General features: G+C 60.9%; 23 protein-coding genes. 14 read left to right on the top strand and 9 right to left on the bottom strand.

Annotated features, from left to right (window positions below):
* Window positions 1–32: 32 nt before the first annotated feature.
* Complete coding sequence (pyc, locus tag FHX10_RS23710) at window positions 33–3,497, top strand: pyruvate carboxylase (RefSeq protein WP_028756541.1); 3,465 nt, start codon at window positions 33–35, stop codon at window positions 3,495–3,497.
* Window positions 3,498–3,687: 190 nt separating this feature from the next.
* On the top strand, window positions 3,688–4,260 hold the full coding sequence (locus FHX10_RS23705) for an NADPH-dependent FMN reductase (protein WP_028756540.1): 573 nt from the start codon (window positions 3,688–3,690) through the stop codon (window positions 4,258–4,260).
* 300 nt (window positions 4,261–4,560) lie between these two features.
* On the opposite strand, the gene FHX10_RS23700 is transcribed toward FHX10_RS23705, so the two are convergent.
* The 4 genes from FHX10_RS23700 to FHX10_RS23685 form a co-directional block, all read right to left on the bottom strand.
* Complete coding sequence (locus FHX10_RS23700) at window positions 4,561–5,322, bottom strand: amino acid ABC transporter ATP-binding protein (protein WP_028756539.1); 762 nt, start codon at window positions 5,320–5,322, stop codon at window positions 4,561–4,563.
* On the bottom strand, window positions 5,319–5,999 hold the full coding sequence (locus FHX10_RS23695) for an amino acid ABC transporter permease (protein ID WP_012759450.1): 681 nt from the start codon (window positions 5,997–5,999) through the stop codon (window positions 5,319–5,321). Before FHX10_RS23695 ends, FHX10_RS23700 begins: the two co-directional genes overlap by 4 nt.
* A 201-nt stretch (window positions 6,000–6,200) precedes the next feature.
* Entirely contained in the window at window positions 6,201–6,974 is a 774-nt protein-coding gene (locus FHX10_RS23690) for an amino acid ABC transporter substrate-binding protein (RefSeq protein ID WP_017995516.1), read from the bottom strand.
* 152 nt (window positions 6,975–7,126) lie between these two features.
* Complete coding sequence (locus tag FHX10_RS23685; protein WP_028756538.1) at window positions 7,127–7,996, bottom strand: DMT family transporter; 870 nt, start codon at window positions 7,994–7,996, stop codon at window positions 7,127–7,129.
* Window positions 7,997–8,207: 211 nt separating this feature from the next.
* Here FHX10_RS23685 and FHX10_RS23680 point away from each other — a divergent pair, with 211 nt between their 5' ends.
* The 4 genes from FHX10_RS23680 (at window position 8,208) to hisC (ending at window position 12,768) form a co-directional block, all read left to right on the top strand.
* Window positions 8,208–8,984 carry a DeoR/GlpR family DNA-binding transcription regulator gene (locus tag FHX10_RS23680; RefSeq protein ID WP_028756537.1) on the top strand — a complete coding sequence of 259 codons (777 nt, stop codon included), beginning with the start codon at window positions 8,208–8,210 and terminating at the stop codon, window positions 8,982–8,984.
* 65 nt (window positions 8,985–9,049) lie between these two features.
* Window positions 9,050–10,240, top strand: coding sequence for an MFS transporter (locus FHX10_RS23675; RefSeq protein ID WP_028756536.1), 1,191 nt, complete (start codon window positions 9,050–9,052; stop codon window positions 10,238–10,240).
* 199 nt (window positions 10,241–10,439) lie between these two features.
* On the top strand, window positions 10,440–11,690 hold the full coding sequence (gene ispG, locus FHX10_RS23670; RefSeq protein ID WP_028756535.1) for a flavodoxin-dependent (E)-4-hydroxy-3-methylbut-2-enyl-diphosphate synthase: 1,251 nt from the start codon (window positions 10,440–10,442) through the stop codon (window positions 11,688–11,690).
* A gap of 16 nt (window positions 11,691–11,706) precedes the next feature.
* A complete protein-coding gene (hisC, locus tag FHX10_RS23665) occupies window positions 11,707–12,768 on the top strand; it encodes a histidinol-phosphate transaminase (protein WP_028756534.1) in 1,062 nt (353 codons plus the stop codon).
* A gap of 135 nt (window positions 12,769–12,903) precedes the next feature.
* Here the strand turns inward: hisC and FHX10_RS23660 are convergent, their stop codons facing one another.
* Window positions 12,904–13,818, bottom strand: a complete 915-nt coding sequence (locus FHX10_RS23660) for a polyprenyl synthetase family protein (protein WP_028756533.1) — start codon at window positions 13,816–13,818, stop codon at window positions 12,904–12,906.
* A 136-nt stretch (window positions 13,819–13,954) separates the two neighbouring features.
* Here FHX10_RS23660 and mtgA point away from each other — a divergent pair, with 136 nt between their 5' ends.
* The 5 genes from mtgA to FHX10_RS23635 all read left to right on the top strand — a co-directional run bounded on the left by mtgA (window position 13,955) and on the right by FHX10_RS23635 (window position 17,205).
* Window positions 13,955–14,707, top strand: a complete 753-nt coding sequence (mtgA, locus tag FHX10_RS23655) for a monofunctional biosynthetic peptidoglycan transglycosylase (RefSeq protein ID WP_028756532.1) — start codon at window positions 13,955–13,957, stop codon at window positions 14,705–14,707.
* 222 nt (window positions 14,708–14,929) lie between these two features.
* Complete coding sequence (locus FHX10_RS23650; RefSeq protein ID WP_063473843.1) at window positions 14,930–15,652, top strand: DUF1868 domain-containing protein; 723 nt, start codon at window positions 14,930–14,932, stop codon at window positions 15,650–15,652.
* Window positions 15,653–15,665: 13 nt separating this feature from the next.
* The gene (locus tag FHX10_RS23645) at window positions 15,666–16,313 is read left to right on the top strand and encodes a glutathione S-transferase family protein (protein WP_028756530.1); all 648 of its coding nucleotides are present in this window, start codon (window positions 15,666–15,668) and stop codon (window positions 16,311–16,313) included.
* Window positions 16,314–16,468: 155 nt separating this feature from the next.
* Window positions 16,469–16,654, top strand: coding sequence for a 50S ribosomal protein L32 (gene rpmF / locus FHX10_RS23640; RefSeq protein WP_003543812.1), 186 nt, complete (start codon window positions 16,469–16,471; stop codon window positions 16,652–16,654).
* A 143-nt stretch (window positions 16,655–16,797) separates the two neighbouring features.
* Window positions 16,798–17,205, top strand: a complete 408-nt coding sequence (locus tag FHX10_RS23635; RefSeq protein WP_028756529.1) for a hypothetical protein — start codon at window positions 16,798–16,800, stop codon at window positions 17,203–17,205.
* Here FHX10_RS23635 and phaR read toward each other — a convergent pair.
* The gene (phaR, locus tag FHX10_RS23630) at window positions 17,200–17,772 is read right to left on the bottom strand and encodes a polyhydroxyalkanoate synthesis repressor PhaR (RefSeq protein ID WP_028756528.1); all 573 of its coding nucleotides are present in this window, start codon (window positions 17,770–17,772) and stop codon (window positions 17,200–17,202) included. The genes FHX10_RS23635 and phaR overlap by 6 nt on opposite strands.
* Before the next feature lie 239 nt (window positions 17,773–18,011).
* Between phaR and FHX10_RS23625 the strand changes: the two genes are divergently transcribed.
* A complete protein-coding gene (locus FHX10_RS23625; RefSeq protein WP_028756527.1) occupies window positions 18,012–19,193 on the top strand; it encodes an acetyl-CoA C-acetyltransferase in 1,182 nt (393 codons plus the stop codon).
* Between the two features lie 71 nt (window positions 19,194–19,264).
* Window positions 19,265–19,990: a beta-ketoacyl-ACP reductase gene (locus FHX10_RS23620; protein ID WP_063473842.1), complete on the top strand. Its 726-nt coding sequence runs from the start codon at window positions 19,265–19,267 to the stop codon at window positions 19,988–19,990.
* A gap of 81 nt (window positions 19,991–20,071) precedes the next feature.
* On the opposite strand, the gene FHX10_RS23615 is transcribed toward FHX10_RS23620, so the two are convergent.
* From FHX10_RS23615 to FHX10_RS23605, 3 genes are all read right to left on the bottom strand, one after another.
* The gene (locus tag FHX10_RS23615) at window positions 20,072–20,230 is read right to left on the bottom strand and encodes a hypothetical protein (protein WP_176707329.1); all 159 of its coding nucleotides are present in this window, start codon (window positions 20,228–20,230) and stop codon (window positions 20,072–20,074) included.
* A gap of 192 nt (window positions 20,231–20,422) precedes the next feature.
* Entirely contained in the window at window positions 20,423–20,680 is a 258-nt protein-coding gene (locus tag FHX10_RS23610) for a YMGG-like glycine zipper-containing protein (protein ID WP_018244057.1), read from the bottom strand.
* A gap of 27 nt (window positions 20,681–20,707) precedes the next feature.
* Window positions 20,708–20,863, bottom strand: a complete 156-nt coding sequence (locus FHX10_RS23605; protein ID WP_017962528.1) for a DUF3309 family protein — start codon at window positions 20,861–20,863, stop codon at window positions 20,708–20,710.
* A gap of 807 nt (window positions 20,864–21,670) precedes the next feature.
* On the opposite strand from FHX10_RS23605, the gene FHX10_RS23600 reads away from it, so the two are divergent.
* Entirely contained in the window at window positions 21,671–24,880 is a 3,210-nt protein-coding gene (locus tag FHX10_RS23600) for a helicase-related protein (RefSeq protein WP_028756525.1), read from the top strand.
* Window positions 24,881–24,882 lie beyond the last annotated feature (2 nt).

The following is a 24,882-nucleotide window of genomic DNA, read 5'->3' as shown; positions in this document are numbered from 1 at the left end:
ATGCCCGCGTCTGAACGTATGAGGAGACCGTTTTGCCCATTTCCAAGATTCTCGTTGCCAACCGCTCCGAAATTGCCATTCGCGTGTTCCGCGCGGCCAACGAACTTGGAATAAAAACGGTGGCCATCTGGGCGGAAGAGGACAAGCTGGCACTGCACCGCTTCAAGGCGGACGAGAGCTATCAGGTCGGCCGCGGCCCGCATCTCGCCAAGGATATGGGTCCGATCGAGAGCTATCTCTCGATCGAGGAGGTGATCCGCGTCGCCAAGCTTTCGGGCGCGGACGCGATCCATCCCGGCTACGGCCTGCTGTCGGAAAGCCCCGAATTCGTTGATGCCTGCAACAAGGCCGGCATCATTTTCATCGGCCCGAAGGCCGATACGATGCGCCAGCTCGGCAACAAGGTTGCAGCGCGCAACCTGGCGATCTCGGTCGGCGTGCCTGTGGTGCCGGCCACCGGCCCCTTGCCCGAGGATATGGCCGAAGTGGCCAAGATGGCCGAGGAGATCGGCTATCCCGTCATGCTCAAGGCTTCCTGGGGCGGCGGCGGGCGCGGCATGCGCGCCATCCGCGATCCGAAGGACCTTGCCCGCGAAGTGACGGAGGCCAAACGCGAGGCGATGGCCGCCTTCGGCAAGGACGAGGTCTATCTGGAAAAGCTCGTCGAGCGCGCCCGCCATGTGGAAAGCCAGGTTCTCGGCGATACGCACGGCAATGTCGTGCATCTCTTCGAGCGTGACTGCTCGATCCAGCGCCGTAACCAGAAGGTCGTCGAGCGCGCACCGGCCCCCTACCTCTCGGAAGCGCAGCGCCAGGAGCTTGCCGCCTATTCGTTGAAGATTGCGGCGGCGACCAATTATATCGGCGCCGGCACCGTCGAATACCTGATGGATGCCGATACCGGCAAATTCTACTTCATCGAAGTCAATCCGCGTATCCAGGTCGAGCATACGGTGACCGAAGTCGTCACCGGCATCGACATCGTCAAGGCGCAGATCCACATCCTCGACGGCTTTGCAATCGGCACGCCGGAATCGGGCGTGCCCGGGCAGAAGGATATCCGTCTCAACGGCCATGCGCTGCAGTGCCGCATCACCACGGAAGATCCGGAGCACAATTTCATTCCGGATTACGGTCGGATCACCGCCTATCGCTCGGCCTCCGGTTTCGGCATCCGGCTCGACGGCGGCACCTCCTATTCCGGCGCCATCATCACCCGCTTTTACGATCCGCTTCTCGTCAAGGTCACGGCATGGGCGCCAAATCCATCCGAAGCGATTTCCCGCATGGACCGGGCGCTGCGCGAATTCCGCATTCGCGGCGTCGCCACCAACCTGACCTTCCTCGAAGCGATCATCGGCCATCCGAAGTTCCGGGATAACAGCTACACGACCCGCTTCATCGATACGACGCCGGAGCTTTTCCAGCAGGTCAAGCGCCAGGATCGCGCCACGAAGCTGCTCACCTATCTCGCCGACGTCACCGTCAATGGCCATCCCGAGGCCAAGGACCGGCCGCGGCCGCTTGATAACGCGGCCGAACCGGTGGTTCCCTATGCCAACGGCAATACGGTCAAGGACGGTACCAAGCAGCTCCTCGACACGCTCGGCCCGAAGAAATTCGGCGAATGGATGCGCAACGAAAAGCGCGTACTCTTGACCGACACGACGATGCGCGACGGCCATCAGTCGCTGCTCGCCACCCGCATGCGCACCTATGACATCGCCCGCATCGCCGGCACCTATGCGCATGCGCTGCCGAATCTTTTGTCGCTCGAATGCTGGGGCGGCGCGACCTTCGACGTTTCCATGCGCTTTCTGACCGAGGATCCGTGGGAGCGCCTGGCACTGATCCGCGAGGGGGCGCCGAACCTTCTGCTGCAGATGCTGCTGCGCGGCGCCAACGGCGTCGGCTACACCAATTATCCCGACAATGTCGTCAAGTATTTCGTTCGCCAGGCGGCCAAGGGCGGCATCGATCTCTTCCGCGTCTTCGACTGCCTCAACTGGGTCGAGAACATGCGCGTCTCGATGGATGCCATTGCCGAGGAGAACAAGCTCTGCGAGGCGGCGATCTGCTATACCGGCGATATCCTGAACTCGGCCCGTCCAAAATATGATCTGAAATACTATACCGACCTTGCGGTCGAGCTCGAAAAGGCCGGCGCTCACATCATCGCGCTCAAGGATATGGCGGGCCTGCTCAAGCCCGCGGCTGCCAAGGTTCTGTTCAAGGCGCTGCGTGAGGCGACCGGCCTGCCGATCCATTTCCACACGCATGATACATCGGGTATTGCGGCTGCGACCGTCCTTGCCGCCGTCGATGCCGGTGTCGATGCCGTCGATGCGGCCATGGATGCGCTTTCCGGCAATACTTCGCAGCCCTGTCTCGGTTCGATCGTCGAGGCGCTGCGCGGTACGGAGCGCGATCCGGGCCTCGATCCGGAATGGATCCGCCGTATCTCCTTCTATTGGGAAGCGGCGCGCAACCAGTATGCGGCCTTCGAAAGCGATCTGAAGGGTCCGGCATCCGAAGTCTATCTGCACGAAATGCCGGGCGGCCAGTTCACCAACCTCAAGGAACAGGCTCGCTCGCTCGGCCTCGAGACCCGCTGGCATCAGGTGGCGCAGGCCTATGCCGACGCCAACCAGATGTTCGGCGATATCGTCAAGGTGACGCCGTCTTCCAAGGTCGTCGGCGACATGGCGCTGATGATGGTTTCGCAGGACCTGACGGTCGCCGATGTCGTCAGCCCCGACAAGGAAGTCTCCTTCCCGGAATCGGTCGTATCGATGCTGAAGGGTGATCTCGGTCAGCCGCCGTCTGGATGGCCCGAAGCGCTGCAGAAGAAGGCGTTGAAGGGTGACAAGCCCTATACCGTGCGCCCCGGCTCGCTGCTCAAGGAGGCCGATCTCGATGCCGAGCGTAAAGTCATCGAGACGAAACTCGAGCGAGAGATCAGCGACTTCGAGTTTGCCTCCTATCTGATGTATCCGAAGGTCTTCACCGACTTCGCGCTCGCCTCCGACACCTACGGCCCGGTCTCGGTGCTGCCGACGCCGGCCTATTTCTACGGTCTCAAGGATGGCGAGGAACTGTTTGCCGATATCGAACGCGGCAAGACGCTCGTCATCGTCAACCAGGCGATGAGCGCGACGGACAGCCAGGGCATGGTGACCATCTTCTTCGAGCTCAACGGCCAGCCGCGCCGCATCAAGGTGCCGGACCGGGCTCATGGGGCGACGGGTGCCGCCGTCCGCCGCAAGGCCGAGCCGGGCAATGCCATCCATGTCGGTGCGCCGATGCCGGGTGTCATCAGCCGTGTCTTCGTCTCGCCCGGCCAGGTCGTCAATGCCGGCGACGTGCTCGTCTCCATCGAGGCGATGAAGATGGAAACGGCGCTGCACGCGGAAAAGGATGGCACGATTTCCGAGGTGCTGGTGCGCGCCGGCGATCAGATCGACGCCAAGGACCTGCTCGTCGTCTACGCCGGCTGAGCAGGCGGGGTCGATGTTTCCGAAGGGTTGCATTCGGCCATGCTACCGATCACCCGATTGTGTACGGTCGGGCTGTTAAAAAGCTGATTTTGTGAAAAGTGAGCGGCCTCCTTGCCTTGCCCGGCGAGGAGGCTTTCTCATAGATTGGCACGCTCACCACCCGCCCCCAAGACCCATCAGGAAATCGTCTATGAGCAAGTTGAAGATTGCCGTCATTGTCGGCAGCACGCGTATTGGCCGTTTTGCCCAGCATCCGGCCAAGTGGATCGCAGATTTCGCCAGCCAGCGCTCTGATCTCGAAGTCGAAGTTCTCGACCTTCTCGACTACCCCATGCATTTCTTCGGGGAAGAGCGCGCCACCACGGCGGAAAGCGAAACCGCAGAGAACTGGAAGAAGAAGCTGCGCGAGTTCGACGGCTTCATTTTTACCGCCGCCGAATATAACCATGCGCCGACCGCGGTTCTGAAGAACGCGATCGATCTCGGCGAATTCATTCAGAAGCCGGTCGGTTTCGTCGGTTACGGCGGCGTCGGCGGCGCACGTGCGGTCGAGCAGCTTCGCCTGATCTTCGTCGAAATGAGCGCAGCGTCCGTCAAGACCGCCGTCCACATCGCGTTCAGCGAATATCTTGCGGTTCTCAAGGAAGGCAAGAGCCTCGGTGATTACGCCCATCTCAATGAGGCCGCCAAGAACATGCTCGATCAGCTCACCTGGTGGGGCAATGCGCTGAAGGCCGCGCGCGCCGTCGTTACGGCCTCCTGATTGCAGCGAGCAATGCCGGGATGTTCGCATCCCGGCACCAGAGCCTTTCCCGGTTGGATTGCAGCATTCTGCCGGCGCAAAGATGCCCGGCCCACCGGCCGCACTGCTTCACTATGCGAAGCAATAGGTGCGTCCGGCGCTTCTAAAGTCTTGCAGATTTGCAAGGCAAATCTGCGGGAGGGTTGGCTGAAACGGGCCGGCTTGGCCGTAGAGCCGGGCTACGACGCGCGCCGGCCGGTCGACCATCCGACTCCGTTTGAGCCAACAGAATGCTGCAATCTAACCCGGAAAGGCTCTAGCTCAGATATCGTAAGTATTGGCGGCGTTGATCGTCGAGATGAAGCGCTTGGTGCGCTCGCGCTCCGGCGTATTGAAGATCGCCCTGGCGCTGCCCGTTTCCACCACGCTTCCGGCTTCCAGGAAAACGACGTCATTGGCGATCTTCGAGGCGAGCCGGAGATCATGGGTCGCCATCACCATCGTCGTGCCTTCGCTGGCAAGCTTGCCAAGCACATCGACCACCTCGGCCGAAAGTTCGGGATCGAGCGCGGATGTCGGCTCGTCGCAAAGAAGCACGCGCGGCGATGGCGCCAGTGCCCGGGCAATTGCGACGCGCTGCTGCTGGCCACCCGATAGTGTCGAAGGCCAGGCGTCGGCCTTGTGGGTCATGCCGACCTTGGTCAGCAATTCCATTGCGCGTTCGCGGGCCTTTTCCCTCGGCCATCTCAGCACCGTCACCAGACCTTCCATGACATTCTCGATCGCGGTCTGATGCGGGAAGAGCTGGAAGTTCTGGAAGACCATGCCGGTCTGGCGGCGGATCTTCTGGATCGCCTGCCAGCTCGTTCGTTTGTCCGGGGTAAAGGCCAGCGTTTCCTCTCCCAGGCGGATCGCGCCTGCTGTCGGAATTTCGAGCAGGTTGATGCAGCGCAGCAGCGTGCTCTTGCCGCCGCCGGAAGGTCCGACCAGCGCGGTGACGCTGCCTTCGGGGATGCGGATGCTGATATCCTTCAGGATGACCGCATCGCCGAAGCGCTTTTCGATGTTGGAAAGCTCGATCATGCATTTGCCTCCAGCATACCGCCATAACGCGCGAAGCGGCGTTCCAGCCGCACTTGCAGCTGCGAGAGGACGGAGCTCAGGACGAGATAGATCAGCGCCGCCTCGATATAGAGGATCAACGGCTCATAAGTGGTGGCGACGATGCGCTGCGCCGCCTGGAAGAGTTCCGGCACGGTGATGGCGGCGGCAAGCGAAGTGTCTTTGACCAGCGAGATGAAAGTATTCGACAAAGGCGGCACGGCGACACGGGCGGCCTGCGGCAGGATGGTGCGGCTCATCGCCTGGCGCCAGCTCATGCCGATCGAATAGGCAGCTTCCCACTGGCCTTTCGGCACCGAGGAAATGACGGCGCGGATGATCTCGGAGCTATAGGCGCCGATATTCAGGGTGAAGCCGATGAGGGCGGCCGGGAAGGCATCGAGCAGGATGCCGAGGCTCGGCAGGCCGTAGAAGATGACAAAGAGCTGAACGAGCAGCGGCGTGCCGCGGATGACCCAGACATAGAAGCGCGCGACGGCGGAGAGCGGCATCGGCCCGAAGAGTCGGGCGATCGCGGTGGCGAGCCCGAGGGCCAGGCCAAAGACGAAGGAGAGCAGGGTCAGCGGAATCGTGAAGATCAGCCCCGCCCACAGGAGCGAAGGCAGCGATTCCGCCATCAGTTGGAGCCAGTGCGCCAAGGGAATTCCTTCTGGTCGGTTGGTGCGTCGAAGTGGAATACCCCTCCCCAACCCCTCCCCACAAGGGGGAGGGGCTTATCGGGGCCTTCGGCGCGCCAAATAGCGACCGTACTGTGGCGGGGAGGCTGTTCTGAGATGAGGCGGCGCGGCATCGAACCCCCTTGCCCTTGTGGGGGCGGGGGTTCTTTTCTTGAACGAAGCTTACTTGGAAACGTCCTGGCCGAAATACTTGTCGGCGATCTTCTTATAGGTGCCGTCGGCCTTGATGTCGGCAAGCGCCTTGTTGATTTCGGCGAGAAGCTCCGGCTCGTTCTTGCGGATGATGACGCCGGAGTAGTCGGCATTTTCCTGTTCGGCGACGATCTTCACCGGCGCGTCCGGCTTGTGCTTCTTGAAATCGAGGAAGGAGAGGCTGTCGTTGATCGTGGCGTCGGCGCGCTTGGTCAGCACGAGCTGGATCGACTGATCGAAACCGTCGGTGCCGACGAGTTCGGCGCCGGCTTCGGTGGCGAGCTTGCCGAAGTTGCTGGTCAGTGATTGGGCGGCCTTCTTGCCCTTCAGATCGGCGAAGGACTTGATGCTGTCATCGCCGTCACGGGCGATCAGCACGGCCTTGGAGGCAATATAGGGCTCGGAGAAATCATATTTCTGCTTGCGGGTTTCGGTGATGCCGACCTGATTGATGACGGTGTCGTAGCGCTTGGCATCGAGGCCGGCGATCAGGCCGTCCCACTTGCCTTCGACGAACTCGGCCTTGACGCCGAGCTTGGCGGCGATCGCTTCGCCGATCTCGACATCGAAGCCGACGAGCTTGCCGCTTTCGTCATGATAGGTGAAGGGCGCATAGGTGCCTTCGGTACCGATCTTGAAGACGCCGGCCGATTTGATGGCGGCGAGGTTCTCGCCGGCATGGGCAGGCAGGAGGGCCGCAGCCTGAATGAGGGCGGCAGCGGCGACGGTTTTCAACCAGTTCATTGTTTTATCCATCCTTGGGAGGTTGTCATCGGATGGGGATACTTTGCAGAAAATTATGGCGCCGGAAGCGTAGAAAACTGCGAATAAAAGCAGCAACTGCAAATAATTTTCTCAAGCGGCCGTTCCAACCATGAATCCTGCGGAAACAGGCATCATGCTCCGGCCCGGCGGCGCAGCCTTTCGCTGACGATGATGATCAATCCGGCGCTGAGGATCAGGGCCGCGCCGACGACCACATTGTGCGTCGGGATGTCGGCCCAGATCAGATAGCCCAGGAGGAAGGCCCAGACGAGAGAGCTGTATTCGAATGGTGCAAGCACGGAGACGGGCGCCTGGCGCATGCCTTCGAAAAGGGCGAACTGGGCGCAGCCGGCAACGATGCCTGTGGCAATGAGCAGCGCGAGCTGCGTCATATCGGGGGTCTGCCAGGTGTAGAGAACGGCAAGGCCGGTCAGGGCAAGAAAAAAGACGTTGGAAACGGTGAGCTGCACGATGGTCTTTTCGTGCAGCGACGTCTTGCGCAGCAGCACCATGGCGGATGCCCAGAGGACGGCCGCCTGCAGCGCAAGATAGACCGGCCAGGAAATGGTGAGGCCGACCGGATTGCAGGCGATCAAGACACCGACGAAACCGACGCCGACGGCCAGCCAGCGCGCCGGCGTGACCTCTTCCTTCAGGATGACCCATGCGAGCAGGGTACCGACGACAGGTGCGGCGTAATAAAGCGTCGTCACTTCGGCAAGCTGCAGGCGGCTTGCCGCGGAATAATAGGAAAGCCAGGCACAAAGAAGAAGGATGCTGCGGGCGATCATCGGCTTGACGATCGGCGATGTGATCGTTTGGCGAACGAGTTTGCCGCGACCATAGGCGAGACAACCGAGGAAGATCGTGAGGCTGCGGAAAAACAGGATCTGCCAGACGGGAATGCTTGAAGTCAGGATCTTGATGATCGCGTCATGGAAGGTAAACGCCATATAGGCGACGGTCGTGAGCAGGATGCCCAGGCTGACGGAGTTTTTCACAGGAAGACGCACCAGATGGCGGATATGCCGGAGGGAATCGGGAATGATGAATCGATATTCCTGCCTCTTAGACCGGTCAATAGGACATATTTCGCTCTGGTAGTGACTTTGTTTCAAAACGTCAGAAAACGTGTAGCAATGCGTATTGCCTGCACGATCATAAGTGTTTATGCACGTTTCTAGATTTGTGAGATGTCGATCCGGTAGGAACATGCAGGATTTTCTATTACGCGAGCGTCAAGGGGTGATTTCCGAGAGGTTGCGGATGAATGGCCGCGTGCTGGCGGCGGAACTTGCGCTCGAATTCGGCGTCTCCGAGGATACGGTGCGGCGCGATCTGCGCGAGATGGCGGCCGCGGGGCTCTGCGAGCGGGTCTATGGCGGCGCATTGCCGGTCTCGCCGGCGCATGGAAGCCTGACGCAGCGCATCGGCTTTGCCGCCGACCGGAAACAGGCGCTGGCGCGCGCTGCGGCACAGCAGATCGCCGCCGGTTCGACCGTGTTCTTCGATGCCGGCAGCACCAATCTGGCGATTGCCCATGCATTGCCGGCCGATCTTGCGCTGACGGCTGCGACGAATGCGCCGGCGATTGCCGCAGCGCTGATCGACAAGCCTGCCATCAACGTCATCCTGATCGGCGGGATGGTCGATCGGCAGACGGGCGGTGCGCTCGGCGCCAAGGCCCTGCGCGATATGGAGCAGATTTCGCCCGACCTCTGCATTCTCGGCGCCTGCGGCGTCGACCTTGAGGCCGGCATCACGGTGTTCGGTTTCGAGGATGCGGAGTTCAAGCGGTTTGCGACGTCGAGGAGCAAAAGGGTGCTGGTGGCTGCAACCTCGGAGAAATTCGGCACTGCCGCCCCCCATAGTGTCCTGCCGGTTGCCCATTGCGAATGTCTGGTGGTCGAACACGATGCCGATCCGGCAATTCTCGGCCGCTACCGCGAGCGCGGATGCAGGACTGTTATCGCCGAGAAAACGAACTGAGGCGACGTCACAGAGTTTAGGGAAATCGGGCGCTTGCAAGCCCGGCAATGAGGAAAGACCGAGAAATGGACAGTCATGTAAGTGCGCCGGGGGTCCGGAGCGGCTTCGTTACCAGAAGCAGGGCGGCGGTTTCCCTGCTCTTTCTCATGAATGGCTTCGTCGTCGGCTGCTGGGCGCCGAAGATTCCGGACTTTGCCGAGCGTCTGGCGCTGAGCAAGTTCGAGCTTGGGCTGATGATCCTCGTCTTCGGCGTCGGCTCGCTGGTCATGATGCCGATTGCCGGTGCGCAGATTGCCAAGCACGGCTCGCGTATCGTCGTTCAGGTGACGGCTGTCTGCGTGCTGCCGTTGCTGCTGGCATTGACGCTCGCGCCAAATGTGATCACCGGGGCCATCTCGCTCTTCCTGTTCGGCGGCTTCATTGGCGCAATGGATGTGGCGATGAATGCCAATGCGGTGTCGGTCGAGAAATCCATGCGCCGCGCCATCATGTCGTCCTGCCATGCGTTCTGGAGTCTTGGTGGACTGATCGGCTCAGGTCTCGGCGGCATCGTGATTTCCAAGCTCGGTATTCTCGGTCATGCGGAACTGGCGACGGTGCTGGCGGCAATCTTCCTTGCTCTGGCATGGCCGATGATCCTTGCGGACCCGCCGCATCCCGACACCAAGAAGGAAAAGACGAAGCTGCCGATGGTGCCGCTGCCGTGGCTGCTCGGATTGATGGCGCTGTTCAGCATGGTGCCGGAAGGTGCGGTTCTCGACTGGGGCGCGCTCTATCTCCGGCAGGAAATGGATGCATCCGTGGCACTTTCCGGTCTTGGTTTCGCAGCCTTTTCGGCGACCATGGCGATCATGCGCTTTGCCGGCGATCTGGTGCGCGACCGTCTGGGCGGCGTCAAGACGCTGCGCATCTGCACGCTGTTTGCGATCGTCGGCATGCTGCTTGCAGGCTTGGCCCCCAATGCCGAGATCGCTATCCTGGGTTTTGCCTTTTGCGGGATCGGGATTTCCAACATGGTGCCGATCGCTTTCTCGGCGGCGGGCAATATTCCCGGCCTCAAGCCCGGCATCGGCATCTCGGTCGTCACGACCATGGGCTACTCCGGCATGCTGGTCGCACCGTCCTTGATCGGCTTCGTCGCCGAGCATGTCGGCTTCGCTGCGGTCTTCATGGCGCTGCCGGTGCTGCTGCTCGTCGTCCTCCTGTTTTCCAAACTGGCCCATTATGCCGATGGGACCTCCGGAGGCGGCCACTGAACCGCCTCCAACCAAAAGTGATATCGGGGGCGGTTGACAAGAAAGCGGTCATGATCCACCTGAAAGGCGCTGTTTCTAAAGCGCGTCGCAATCTTTCAGATTTGCTTCTCGCGCTTTAGGTCTTTATTTTGCGCATGTCGTGATCGCAAAACCGCTGCATACTTTTGCGCGACATGCTTTAGGGGTGCAAGAACTCTTCATGTTGTCAGCCGCCGATTTTGATCCGAAACCGCGCCGCGCTTCCGTTGCCGTCGATGTCGGCGGCGTCATCGTCGGCGGCGGGGCGCCGGTCGTCGTGCAATCCATGACGAATACCGATACGGCCGATATCGACTCGACCGTCGCGCAGGTCGCCGCCCTGTTCCGGGCTGGCTCGGAGCTTGTGCGTATCACCGTCGACCGTGACGAGAGTGCGGCTGCCGTGCCGAAGATCCGCGAGCGGCTGCTGCGGCTCGGCATGGACGTGCCATTGATCGGCGACTTCCACTATATCGGCCACAAGCTGCTCGCCGATCATCCCGATTGTGCCGCGGCGCTGGCGAAATACCGCATCAACCCCGGCAATGTCGGCTTCAAGGACAAGAAGGACAAGCAGTTCGCCGAGATCATCGAGATGGCGATCCGCCATGACAAGCCGGTGCGTATCGGCGTCAACTGGGGTTCGCTCGACCAGGATCTGCTGACGGCGCTGATGGACCAGAATGCCGCGGCCGGTTCGCCGCTTTCGGCCCGGCAGGTGACGCGTGAGGCGATCGTGCAGTCGGCGCTGCTTTCGGCAGCCCTTGCCGAGGAGATCGGCCTGCCGCGCAACCGCATCATCCTGTCGGCCAAGGTCAGCCAGGTGCAGGATCTGATCGCCGTCAATTCGATGCTCGCCGAACGCTCCAATCACGCGCTGCATCTCGGTCTGACCGAAGCCGGCATGGGCACCAAGGGCATCGTCGCCTCGTCGGCGGCCATGGGCTTCGTGTTGCAGCATGGCATCGGCGATACGATCCGCGTGTCGCTGACGCCCGAGCCGAATGGCGACCGCACCCGCGAAGTCCAGGTGGCGCAGGAGATCCTGCAGGTCATGGGCTTCCGCCAGTTCATACCGGTCGTTGCCGCCTGTCCGGGCTGCGGACGCACGACCTCGACGGTGTTCCAGGAGCTTGCCCAGAACATCCAGAACGACATTCGCAAGAACATGCCGGTCTGGCGCGAAAAGTATCCCGGAGTCGAGGCGCTGAACGTCGCCGTCATGGGCTGCATCGTCAACGGGCCGGGTGAAAGCAAACATGCCGATATCGGCATTTCGCTTCCAGGCACCGGCGAGACGCCGGCCGCCCCTGTTTTCATCGATGGCCGTAAGGCGCTGACGCTGCGCGGCCCCAATATCGCCGCCGACTTCGAGGCGCTTGTCGTCGATTATATCGAGAAGCGTTTCGGCCAGCGGACGGCGGCGGAATGAACGCCCGCGAGTTCGAATGAGCCGGTACTGGTCTGATATCGTCAGCAAGCTTCGGCCCTATGTCGCCGGAGAGCAGCCGCGTATCGCCGGCTTGGTCAAGCTCAACACCAACGAGAATCCCTACGGGCCGTCTCCGAAGGCACTCGAGGCAATCCGGCAAGCGACGGACGATCGTCTGCGGCTCTATCCCGATCCCGCGGCGACGGAATTGCGCGAGACGATCGCCGCCCGTTTCGGCCTGATGGCAGAAGAAGTATTCGTTGGCAACGGCTCCGACGAGGTCCTCGCCCTCGCGTTTCAGGCGCTGTTGAAACACGAACGGCCGCTTCTCTATCCCGATGTGACCTATAGCTTCTACCCGACATATAGCCTGCTATACGATGTCGAAGCGATCGAAGTGCCTGTCGATCACGGGTTCCAGATCCGACTGGCGGATTACGACAGGCCGTGCGGCGCGATCATCATCCCCAATCCGAATGCACCGACCGGGATCGGCCTGCCGCGTGCCGACATAGAGGCGCTTGTCGCCGCTCACCCGGATGCGGTCGTCGTGATCGACGAGGCCTATGTCGATTTCGGCGGCGAAAGCGCCGTCCCGCTCATTTCAAAATATCCCAATCTGCTTGTCATTCAGACCCTGTCGAAATCCCGCTCGTTCGCAGGCCTGCGCGTCGGCTTCGCGCTGGGGCAGCGGGAACTGATCGAGGCGCTGGTGCGCGTCAAGGACAGTTTCAATTCCTATCCGCTCGATCGCCTGGCGCAGGTCGCCGCGACGGCGGCGATCAAGGACGAGGCGTGGTTCGAGACATGCCGGAGGAAGCTTATCGCCAGCCGGGAAAACCTCGTCTCCGAACTCCAAGCGCTGGATTTCGAGGTCTTGCCGTCCCAGGCGAATTTCGTTTTCGCAAGGCACCAAAGTCAGTCGGGTGCAGCGCTTCTCACCGCCCTGCGCGAGCGGAACATTCTCGTCCGGCTTTTTGCCAAGCCGCGTATTTCGGACTTCCTGCGGATCAGCATCGGCACGGACGAGGAATGTGCCCGCCTGGTTTCGGCTCTCACGGAAATATTGGCAGCCTGACCTGGAAAGGGATAGAGCGGTTCAGCTTTTAACGGAAGCGCAGAACCACTCTATTCCTTTGTTTTACGTAATTCCCGGTAAAAACGCGTCGCGCTTTGCCTGGGAAAACCGCTTCGCACTTTTCCTGGAATTGCTCTAGCTCTTCCGGTCGGCGATGAAATGCGCCGCAGCGGTAAGGGTCGAGGCACGGGCGCCGTAAGGGGTAAGCAGCGCCTCGGCATCGCGGACATGCTGGTGGAGCTGGCGCTCGGCCCATTCCATACCGCGCAGGGCGACGAGCGTTCCCTTGCCCCGGGCTGCGTCCTTGCCGGTCGCCTTGCCCATGGTCTCGGTGTCCGAAGTCAGGTCAAGAATGTCGTCGGCCAGCTGGAAGGCAAGGCCGATCTTTTCGCCGAAGGCGCGCAGGCGGCGGCGGTCTTCCGGCGCACTTGCCGAGATGATGGCGCCGGCTTCGCAGGCGAAGCGGATCAACGCGCCCGTTTTCATCGCCTGCAGGCGGATGATGCCGGCCTCGTCAGGGGCTTGTTTTTCCGCTGCCAGATCGAGGGCCTGGCCGCCGGCCATGCCGCCAAGACCGGCGGCGCGGGCAAGGGCCAGCACCAGCGATGCCTTGCTGGTATCGGGAAGCGCCGTTTCCGGCGCGGCGACGATATCGAAGGCGTAGGTCAGCAGGCTGTCGCCGGCGAGGATCGCGGTCGCTTCATCGAATTTAATGTGTACCGTTGGTTTGCCGCGGCGCAGGTCGTCATCGTCCATGGCCGGCAGGTCGTCATGGACGAGGGAATAGCAGTGGACGCATTCGAGTGCCGCGCCGACGCGAAGTGCTGCCTCAGCGTTGCCGCCGAGAAGGGCAGCGCTTTCGACGACCAGGAATGGGCGCAGCCGCTTGCCGCCGTTCAGCACGGCATAATGCATGGCATCGCGCAGCCTTTCGGGCCTGGCGATTTCATCGGAAAGGATGCTTGGTGAAAGCAATGCGTCGAGCAGCGCCTCGATCTCGTGGGCGTTGTTCTTCAGCCTCGTTTCGAAAGTGTCCCGGTTCGCGTCCATGGGCGCTGTTTGGCATGAGCGCCCCCGGGCTTGCAACGGAATTGTCGATGACAGCGGCAAGATTCACCACGCACTCTGGCATAAGCTCTGTACAGGCGCTATGAGAACGAGAGGAGCGAAATCGGACTGGGGAACATTGGATATAGCGCCGGAGAGAGAGGACAGCGTCGACATGCCGGTTCGTCGGCAATGGTTCGGAGATCGGCGGTTCGGAGATCGGCGCGTGTTGAAACGCATTGTTCTTGCCGTCCTGGTCTTTCTGATCCTTCCCTACGCGTTGATCTTTTTCTATCTGCTGCCCTTCATTCACCCCGTCTCGACGCTGATGCTGCGCGATCTTCTTCTGCTGCGCGGTTACGACAGGCAATGGGTGTCGCTGGATGACATCGCCCCGGTCGTGGTGCAGTCGGTGATGATGTCGGAGGACGGGCAATATTGCTTTCACGGCGGCGTCGACTGGGCTGAAATGCGCATGCTGGTCGAGGATACGCTGAAAGGCCAGGCGACGCGCGGCGGCAGCACCATCCCGATGCAGACGGCGAAAAACCTCTTCCTCTGGAACAGCCGCTCCTTTGTGCGCAAGGCGCTGGAGCTTCCACTTGCGGTCGCCACGGATTTCGTCCTGTCGAAACGGCGGCTGATGGAAATCTATCTCAATATCGCCGAATGGGGCCCCGGCATCTACGGCATCGAGGCGGCCGCCCAGCATCATTTCAAGGTGCCGGCCTCGAAGCTGACGCGGCGCCAGGCATCGCTGCTAGCCGTCTCGCTGCCGAACCCGATCGACCGCAATGCCGGCAAGCCCGGACGCGGCCTTCGCCGGCTTGCCGGCGTGATCGAGAGGCGTGCGCAAGGTTCGGGCGATTACATCAAGTGCATCTATGATTGACATCAGAGATTGACATCAGAACTTGTCGTCAGAACAGGATGATTTTAGCCCGGGGGCGGCCTGAAATCTGAATCCTGTTCTAAATTATATTGTGAGAGCGTGATGTCATGAGAAAACCGCGCACACTTTTCGGCATCATGCTCTAGAGGCGGTAAGCGTCATCTGACATTCTTGGTTCTGCCATATGGACGGATGCAGTCCAACCAGAGCCCTGATTCGCCCATGACCATCACGACATTTTCGCCCGAGCTTCTCTCTTATTCGAAGACGCACAATCCGAACCCGCCCGCCCATCTCGGCAGCCGCTATCGCAAAATCGGCGGCTTTCTCCCGGAAGCCGGCAACACCATCGTCTGCCATATCGAGAAGGGTTCGCAGACGCAGATGGCGCTGATCGAGGCGCGCGAGACATATCTGGCCATGCCCGAGGCTCCGCAGTTCCTCTTTACGCCGATATCAAGTCTTCACATGACACTTTTCGAAGGCGTCATCGAAACCCGGCGCCGGCAGGATTGCTGGCCGGGCGATCTGCCGCTCGATACGCCGATCGAAGACATGACCGAGTTGATGGCGGCCAGGCTCGAAGGTTTCTCGATGGCTGACCCCTTCAGGGTCGCGATCGTCGAAGCTCGCCCGTCGGGCCTGCTCGTCGACGGGGCGACGGAGACGGACCGCAAGGTCATGCGCGCCTGGCGCAACGCGCTGGCCGATCTTCTCGGCTATCGCCAGCCGAACCACGAGGATTATAAGTTCCACATGACCTTCGCCTATGCGGTCGAACGGCTTGAGGACGGAGCCTTGCCGCGCTGGCAGGCGATGCTCGATGACGTGGCCGAGGATATCCGCCGCAAGGCTCCCGTTTTCGAGCTTACCCCGCCGGCATTCTGCGTGTTCGAGGACATGAACCATTTCCACGAATTGCTGATCTTTGATTTCGAAGCCTGAACGGAGGAGGCCCATGGACAAACCGACGCTCTATATCGCCAACAAGAACTATTCCTCCTGGTCGTTTCGGCCCTGGATGGCGCTGACGGGCGTCGGCATCGATTTCGAGGAAGTCCTGATCCCCTTCGATTATCCTGGTGGCAATCCCCATATCAAGGCGGTTTCGCCGACCGGGCGAGTGCCGCTTCTCAAGCACGGCGCGTTGAAGATCTGGGAATCGCTGGCGATCATCGAATACGCCGCCGAGCTTTATCCGGAGGCCGGCCTTCTGCCTGGGGATCGGGCCGAGCGGGCGCTTGCCCGTTCGGTTTCGATGGAAATGCTCTCGAGCTTTCGGGCGCTGCGCAACGCCTGCCCGATGAATATCCGCCGGCCGAAGGCCAAGATCGCATTGCCGGATGGTGTCGACGCCGATATCAGCCGCATCGAGACAATCTGGCGCGACCTGTTGCAGCAATCCGGCGGACCGTTTCTCTTTGGTGCGTTCAGCGGGGCGGATGCGATGTTTGCGCCCGTCGTCAACCGCTTCGACATTTATGATCTCGTCAGCCGAAACGATACGCTGGCCTATATGGAGACCATGAAGGCGCATCCGGCCTGGCGAAAATGGGAAGAGGCGGCCCGCGCGGAGCCTTGGATCGTGCCGGAAGACGAAGTCTGAGCCCGGAATCATCGGCTTCGCAAAAAATACGCATGGGGACTGGTCAAGGCCACCCCTTGCATGTATAAGCGCGCCAAATTCCGAAATCGCGACATGTCCGTTTCGGCCGCCAGTCTGGCCGTGGGAATGTTTTGCCCGCAAGTGGAGTAAGAGAAATGGCTGTACCGAAGAGAAAAACAAGCCCGTCCAAGCGCGGTATGCGCCGTTCGGCAGATGCACTGAAGGCTCCGACCTATGTCGAAGACAAGAACTCCGGCGAACTGCGCCGCCCGCACCATATCGACCTGAAGACCGGTATGTATCGCGGCCGCCAGGTTCTGACGCCGAAGGAAAGCGCATAATTTCCTGATCCGGCTTGTCCGATCGAAAGTTTCAAGGCCGGCGTCACGCCGGCCTTTTCTATTTCGACGGTATAATATTTGCAATGACTTGCGGTCTGGCAGCGGTTTGCGGCAGTATTCTTCTTGCGCTGAGGAGACTGCCGATGATAGCCGCAATGCCGCTGATGATTATCCCGTTTATTCTTTACAATCTGGCGATGCTGGGCCTGATGGGCGATGGCGGCATTCCGGCCCTGCAGCATGATGTCATCGTGCTGTCGATGATCTCGGGCGCGATCTGGAGCATGGCGCTCGGCGATCTGTTCATCGTCATCGCCCTTGTCGTGCTGTTCTTCGAAATCCTCAAGGCGACCAGAACCGGCCCCGGCAATCTCGTCAACCATATGTTGTCGATGCTGGTGTTCATCGCCTTCCTGGTCGAGTTTCTGCTCGTCCGGGATGCTGCGACGCAGGTATTCTTCATTTTGATGACGATCGCCCTGATCGATGTGATCGGCGGTTTTGCCGTCTCGATCCGGAGCGCCGGGCGTGATGTCTCGATCGGATTATAGGTTGTCGAGTTTGTTCTGAAGGGCGCGGAGCTGTTCCTTCAGCTCATCGATATCCTTGGCCTCGGCCTTGCGGCTTTCCTTGGCAGGCGGCGTCATGAAGGGCGAGAACATCTGCATCGCCTGCTGAAACAGCTCGGTGTTGCGGCGAACCTGATCTTCGACCATCTGCATCGGCAATTGCAGGTTCTTGCCGAGCGGCGTCTCGCCGAAGGCGCGGTTCACCTGCTCGCGCATCTGCGACTGCTGTTCGGTGAAGGCGCGCATCGAATGTTCGAGAAAGCTCGGCACCACCATCTGCATCTGGTCGCCGTAATAGGTGATGAGCTGGCGCAGGAAGGAGATCGGGAGCAACGTGTTGCCGGTCTTCGATTCCTGTTCGAAAATGATCTGGGTCAGCACCGAATGGGTGATGTCATCTCCGCTTTTTGCATCCTGTACGGTGAAGTCTTCGCCTTTCTTCACCATCTCCGCCAAGTCTTCCAGCGTCACATAGGTGCTGGTGCCGGTGTTATATAGGCGGCGATTGGCGTATTTCTTGATAACGATCTGACCCTCATGCTTCGCCATATCAGTCTCCTGAACCCCCGTCTGATTTATGGATCTTCCTCCACTTGAGACTGTAAACGCAAAAGAAGGCCGGTGACAATCTCTTTGTGCGATGCGGCAAACCTTTAACAGAGCAGATGAATCGGGCTTGGGAGCGCTTCGGCTGAAAAATGGCGGCAGCCGGTCTTCGCGTTTGACTTGTGCTCCAAGCTTTGCCAGTTTCTCCTTATGTAAGTGAGACGAAAACGAGGAGCGTCCCCATGAGCAATTCATCCATCGTCATCGCCAGTGCAGGGCGAACAGCAGTCGGCTCGTTCAACGGCGCTTTCGCGACGGTCCTCGCGCATGAGCTCGGGGCGGCGGTCATAAAGGGGGCGCTCGAGCGCGCCGGCGTCGATGCCGGCGAGGTGGATGAGGTGATCCTCGGCCAGGTGCTTGCCGCCGGCGAGGGCCAGAACCCGGCCCGCCAGGCGGCGATAAAGGCCGGCATTCCGAAGGAGGCGACTGCCTGGGGCGTCAACCAGCTCTGCGGCTCGGGCCTGCGCGCGGTCGCGCTCGGCATGCAGCAGATCGCCACCGGCGACGCCAAGATCATCGTTGCCGGCGGCCAGGAATCCATGTCGATGGCCCCGCATGCCGCGCACTTACGCAGCGGCGTCAAGATGGGCGACATGAAGATGGTCGACACGATGATCAAGGACGGTTTGACCGACGCCTTCCATGGTTATCACATGGGCATCACCGCCGAAAATGTCGCGCGTCAGTGGCAGCTGTCGCGCGACGACCAGGATCAGTTCGCCGTGGCTTCGCAGAACAAGGCGGAAGCGGCGCAAAAGGCCGGCCGTTTTGCCGACGAGATCATCCCCTACGTCATCAAGACACGTAAGGGCGACGTTACGGTCGATGCCGACGAATATATCCGTCACGGCGCCACACTGGAAGCGATGGGGAAATTGCGCCCGGCCTTCGACAAGGACGGCACTGTGACGGCCGCGAATGCATCCGGCCTTAACGACGGCGCCGCTGCGGCGGTGCTGATGAGCGAAGCGGAAGCCGTCCGGCGCGGCATCCAGCCGCTCGCCCGCATCGTTTCCTGGGCAACGGCGGGCGTCGATCCTTCCATTATGGGCACCGGGCCGATCCCGGCTTCGCGCAAGGCGCTCGAAAAGGCCGGCTGGTCGGTGAACGATCTCGATCTCGTCGAAGCGAACGAAGCTTTCGCGGCGCAAGCCTGCGCTGTCACCAAGGATCTCGGATGGGACCCGGCGATCGTCAACGTCAATGGCGGCGCGATCGCGATCGGCCATCCGATCGGCGCGTCCGGCGCGCGTGTTCTCAACACACTGCTGTTCGAAATGAAGCGCCGCGGCGCCAAGAAGGGTCTCGCCACGCTCTGCATCGGAGGCGGCATGGGTGTGGCCATGTGCTTTGAAGCGCTTTAAATAGCATACGATCCAGGATTGATTGAAAATCCCGCCATGCGGCGGGGCGAAAAACAAAAGGGGAGCGAAGCATGAGCAGAGTGGCTGTGGTCACCGGGGGTACACGCGGCATCGGCGCGGCAATATCCATGGCACTGAAAAATGCCGGATACAGGGTCGCGGCCAGCTATGCCGGCAACGACGAGAAGGCCAAAGCCTTTCACGATGTCACCGGCGTTCCGGTGTTCAAATGGGATGTTTCCGACTACGCTGCCTGCGGCGAAGGGATCGCCAGGATCGAAAGCGAGATCGGGCCGGTCGAAATCCTCGTCAACAATGCCGGCATCACCCGCGACGCGATGTTCCACAAGATGACGCCGCAGCAGTGGCACGAGGTGATCAATACCAACCTCACCGGCCTGTTCAACATGACGCATCAGGTCTGGACCGGCATGCGCGATCGCGGCTTCGGCCGCATCGTCAATATCTCGTCGATCAACGGCCAGAAGGGCCAGATGGGCCAGGTGAATTATTCGGCGGCCAAGGCGGGCGATCTCGGCTTCACCAAGGCGCTGGCCCAGGAAGGGGCAGCCAAGAACATCACCGTCAACGCCATCTGCCCCGGTTACATCGGCACGGAAATGGTGCTTGCCGTGCCGGAGAAGGTGCTGAACGAACGCATCATTCCGCAGATCCCCGTCGGCCGTCTCGGCGAGCCGGAAGAGATCGCGCGCTGCGTCACCTTCCTCATCTCCGACGATGCCGGCTTCATCACCGGTTCGACGCTGACGGCCAATGGCGGACAGTTCTTCGCCTAATTATTCCTTTAAACGGTTATACGCAGATCAAAGCGATGGCGCGTCCGGCAGGACGCGCCATCGCTTTGATCATTTACGGGATTAAGAGCGGCGGTCGGCATTCGGTTGCCGCTCTGTCCGAACCTTGACCGGTACTTTCCGCAGCGAGCGATCCTGGCTGCTAAGGGCTGTTATCGCAGTCGTCAGAGAGGCCGATGCGATGAGAACGGCGACAAGGGAATTCAGGAAAATCTGGATCATGAAAGCGTTCCTTTCCGGTGCGCCGGGCGGCTGTGCCTGTCCGTTGCGCTGGTGAAGGAAATATGTGCCTGCCTGTTGGGTAGCAGTAGGTGTGGCTTTCATAACCGATTGTCAACGTCTCGTTGACGGATGCGGCAGGCCAAAAAAACGGGCGCAGAAGCGCCCGTTGGGAGTCCGATATGGTTTTGCCGATTAGCGGCAACGAGCCTCGTAGCGGCGGCCGTAGCGGTCGCGATAGACGCAGTAGCCGCGGCGTTCGACCGAGTGGCCGATGAGAGCGCCGGTTAGACCGCCGGCCACGGCGCCGACGGCGGCACCGCCCCAGCTGTTGGTGACGACACCGCCGATGACCGCACCGGTGCCGGCGCCGATCGCCGTACCTTGCTCGGTTGCTGTGCAGGATGCCAGAGCGCCGACCAGCGCACCAATAAGAACAATCTTCTTCATCATGTCGTAACTCCCCAGGTTCGTTGGCCTTTAGATGCGGCCCATTAGTACAAGGATAATGATAATCACGAGAACTAGCCCCAAACCGCCAGAAGGTCCATAGCCCCAGCCACGGCTGTAACCCCAATTCGGCAAGGCTCCGATCAAGAGCAGAATGAGGATAATTAGAAGTATCGTGCCAAGCATGGTGTGTTTCCTTCATTTCATCCGCAATTTGGATGGACCAGAAACACGCATTGGCGATTTTTGTTCCCGGTTAAGCTTGGAAATGTGACAAGGGCGTGATTCACGGTTAATTTCCGTCATCTCGGAAAATTGCCGCTATGGTTAAAATTACATTTAAATACAATATGTTGCGGTGAACAAAGAGGGAAAGCCGCGGTGTCGCCGATTCGTCAGCGATTCGTTCCGCTTTTGATCGACCCATCGCGATTGGCCGCCTTGACTTAACGCTGTCTGAATCCGGCTTCAAAAAGATTAATGCCTATGCCAGGAGGCGGGCGAAGAGTTCCGCTGCCGATTCCGCATCTAGCGTCCGGACCTGGTGATGCCACCAGATTTGGTCGTGAACGAAAGGCGAAAACCGCGGAGTCAGCGATTCGTCTCCGATTCGTTCCGGCTTTGGTCGAGAGGTTAATTTCGGGACGCTCTCGCCTGTTCAAAATCGGCGCGGGAATCGTCGCTCACGACGGCGAAAATGCGAATGGGAGGGAGTCTCGCGATTCAGCATCTAGTGGGAAAAAGTGATTCAAAATCAATACTTAGCCGTGAACAAAAGCTGAATCAGCTGGAGTCAGCGATTCGTCGCTGATTCGTTCTCACGCTGTTCCGAATCGTGAATTCAGACGTTCCACAAGACTCGCAAAGGTCGTAATCCCCGGTGCATTTTGAAATCTGCCCTTGCGTTTGCGGCGGCAGCTGTCCATGTGTTCTTTAGCTTCCCTCGTGGGGCTGAGATTTTCCTGGGGCCACCCGCCTCATTTGCATGGACCCATGACTCTGACTTCGCAGCCGATGATTCTGAGTGGACGCGGTGTGACCGCGGTGCTCGGACCGACCAATACCGGCAAGACCCATTATGCCATCGAGCGCATGGTCGCGCACGGGACCGGCGTGATCGGCTTGCCGCTCAGGCTGCTGGCGCGCGAGGTCTATACGCGGGTGGTGGAGAAGGTCGGCGTGCAGAATGTGGCGCTGGTCACCGGTGAGGAAAAGATTTCGCCGCCCAATGCGCGTTTTTCCGTCTGTACCGTCGAGGCGATGCCGCGTGAGACCAAGGCCGCCTTCGTTGCCATCGACGAGGTTCAGCTCGCCGGCGATCTCGAGCGCGGTCATATCTTCACCGACCGCATTCTGCATCTTCGCGGCCGTGAGGAAACGCTGCTGCTTGGCGCGGCGACGATGCGGCCGATCCTGCAGCAGCTCCTGCCGGGCATCACTGTCGTCGAGCGGCCGCGGCTTTCGCATCTTTTCTATGCCGGCCAGAAGAAGATCACCCGGCTGCCGCAGCGTTCTGCCATCGTCGCGTTTTCGGCCGACGAGGTCTATGCCATCGCCGAGCTCATCCGCCGCCAGCGTGGCGGCGCGGCTGTCGTGCTCGGCGCGCTCAGCCCGCGCACCCGCAATGCGCAGGTCGCACTCTATCAGGCGGGCGACGTCGAATATCTGGTGGCGACCGATGCGATCGGCATGGGCCTCAACCTCGATGTCGATCACGTCGCCTTTGCCCAAGACCGGAAATTCGACGGTTACCAGTTCCGCAATCTCAATCCGGGCGAACTCGGCCAGGTCGCCGGGCGCGCCGGGCGGCACGTGCGGGACGGGACCTTCGGCGTCACCGGACAGGTCTCGCCCTTCGACGATGAATTGGTGCAACGTATCGAGGGGCACGAATTCGACAACGTCAAGGTTTTGCAATGGCGCACGACGGAGATGGACTTCTCCTCGATTCAATCCTTGCGGACAAGCCTTGAGGCGGGACCGCGCGTGCCGGGACTGACGCGAGCGCTGCCTGCTGTCGACCAGCAGGCGCTGGAACAGCTTTCGCGTTATCCAGAGGTCATCGATCTCGCCGACAGGCCGGCGCGCGTCGAAAAACTCTGGGAGGCTTGCGCGCTTCCCGATTACCGGCGTATCACTCCTGCGCAACACGCCGATCTTATCTCGACCCTCTTTTCCGATCTCGTCCGCTATGGCACGGTGAATGAGCAGTTTCTCGCGGAGCAGGTGCATCGCTCCGATCGGACAGATGGGGAAATTGACACGCTTTCGGCGCGAATCGCGCAGATAAGGACCTGGACCTACGTTTCGAATCGGCCTGGCTGGCTTGCCGATCCGACACACTGGCAGGAAAAGACGCGGGAAATCGAAGATCGATTGTCCGACGCGTTACATGAAAGGTTGACGAAACGCTTTGTTGATCGCAGGACATCTGTGCTCATGAAGCGCCTGAGAGAGAATGCGATGCTGGAAGCTGAAATCAGTGTGAATGGTGATGTCTTCGTTGAAGGACATCATGTAGGGCAATTGAGCGGATTCCGTTTCACGCCGGTGGCGGGAACGGACGGACCGGATGCCAAGGCGGTTCAGGCTGCGTCGCAGAAGGCGCTCGCGCTCGAATTCGAAGCCCGCGCGGCGCGGATGCATGCCGCCGGCAATAGTGATCTGGCGATCGGCTCGGATGGGTTGATTCGTTGGCTGGGCGACCCGGTGGCGCGGCTTTCGGGCAGTGATCACGTCATGCGTCCGCGCGTGCTTCTGCTGGCCGACGAGCAGTTGACGGGCAATGCCCGGGATCACGTTGCGGCCCGCATCGAACGCTTCGTCAACCATCATATCAGCACGGTGCTGAAACCGCTCGATGATCTGTCGCGCGCCGAGGATCTGCAGGGTCTTGCCAAGGGGCTTGCCTTCCAGCTCGTCGAAAATCTCGGCGTGCTGTTCCGACGCGACGTGACCGAGGAGGTGAAGTCGCTGGACCAGGATGCCCGCGCCTCCATGCGCCGCTACGGCGTGCGTTTCGGCGCCTATCATATCTTCGTTCCGGCACTTCTGAAGCCGGCGCCGGCCGAGCTCATCACGCTGCTCTGGGCGCTGAAGAACGACGGTCTCGACAAACCGGGCTACGGCGATCTCATTCCCGTGCTTGCCGCCGGCCGCACCTCCGTCGTCACCGACCCGAGCTTCGAGCGGATGTTCTATAAGCTCGCCGGCTTCCGGTTCCTCGGCAAGCGTGCCGTGCGAATCGACATCCTGGAACGGCTTGCCGACATCATCCGTCCGCTGCTGCAGTGGAAGCCCGGTCAGAATAATCGTCCGGAGGGCGCCTATGACGGCCGCCGTTTCACGACGACGACGGCTATGCTGTCGATTCTTGGTGCGACGCTCGAGGACATGGAAGAAATCCTCAAGGGTCTCGGCTATCGCGCCGATGCCGTGAAGGCGGAAGAGGCATCGGCACATCTTGCGGCGCAGGATGCGGCCTCAGTGCCCGCCGCCACCGCGGAAACGTCGGCGGATGAGACAGCCGAAAAGGCCGATCACGACGATGCCGACGGGGCGGCGGAAGAGACTGCTGCCGAAGCGCCCGCAACCGAGGCGGCGCCCGTGGCTGCCGACGCGCCCGTGGCCGAAACGGTCCAAACCCCTGCTCCTGTCGAAGCAGCCGAGACAGCCGCTTCGGTGGAAGCGTCTGCCGAGACGGCGGTATCCGCTGCTGAGGACGCCGGCGAGCCGGTCGAACCGAAGCCGGTTCTTCTGTGGCGTCTCGGCGGCCGCAACGACAATCAGCGCCAGGCGCGCGGCGGGCATGGCGAACGCCGTGGCGGCCAGGGCCAGGAACGCGGCGACCGCAATCGTCGGCCGGGCGGCGGTGAAGGCGGCGAGGGCAATCGCGGCGAAGGCCGTGACAACAATCGCAACAATCGCGGCAAGGACGGCGGCGGTCGCGATGGCGGCCGGCCGCAGCAGGCAAGGGGCGATCGCAACAATCAGCCACGGGGCGATCAGCCGCGCGGCGACCGGCAGGACCGTGGTGACCGCAAGGATCGCGGTGACCGCAACGATCGTAACGACCGCAACAACAATCGCGGCGGCTCGCAGCCGCTGCGCTTCGAGGCCAAGCCGCCGCGCAAGGAGAAGCCGATCGATCCGGATTCGCCTTTCGCCAAGCTCGCGGCTCTCAAGGAGCAGATGAAGAAGTAATC

It is taken from the genome of Rhizobium sp. BK591 (assembly GCF_014195045.1).
In the GTDB taxonomy this organism is placed as follows: Bacteria; Pseudomonadota; Alphaproteobacteria; order Rhizobiales; family Rhizobiaceae; genus Rhizobium; species Rhizobium anhuiense.
This window is presented reverse-complemented; position numbering and strand designations above follow the sequence as displayed.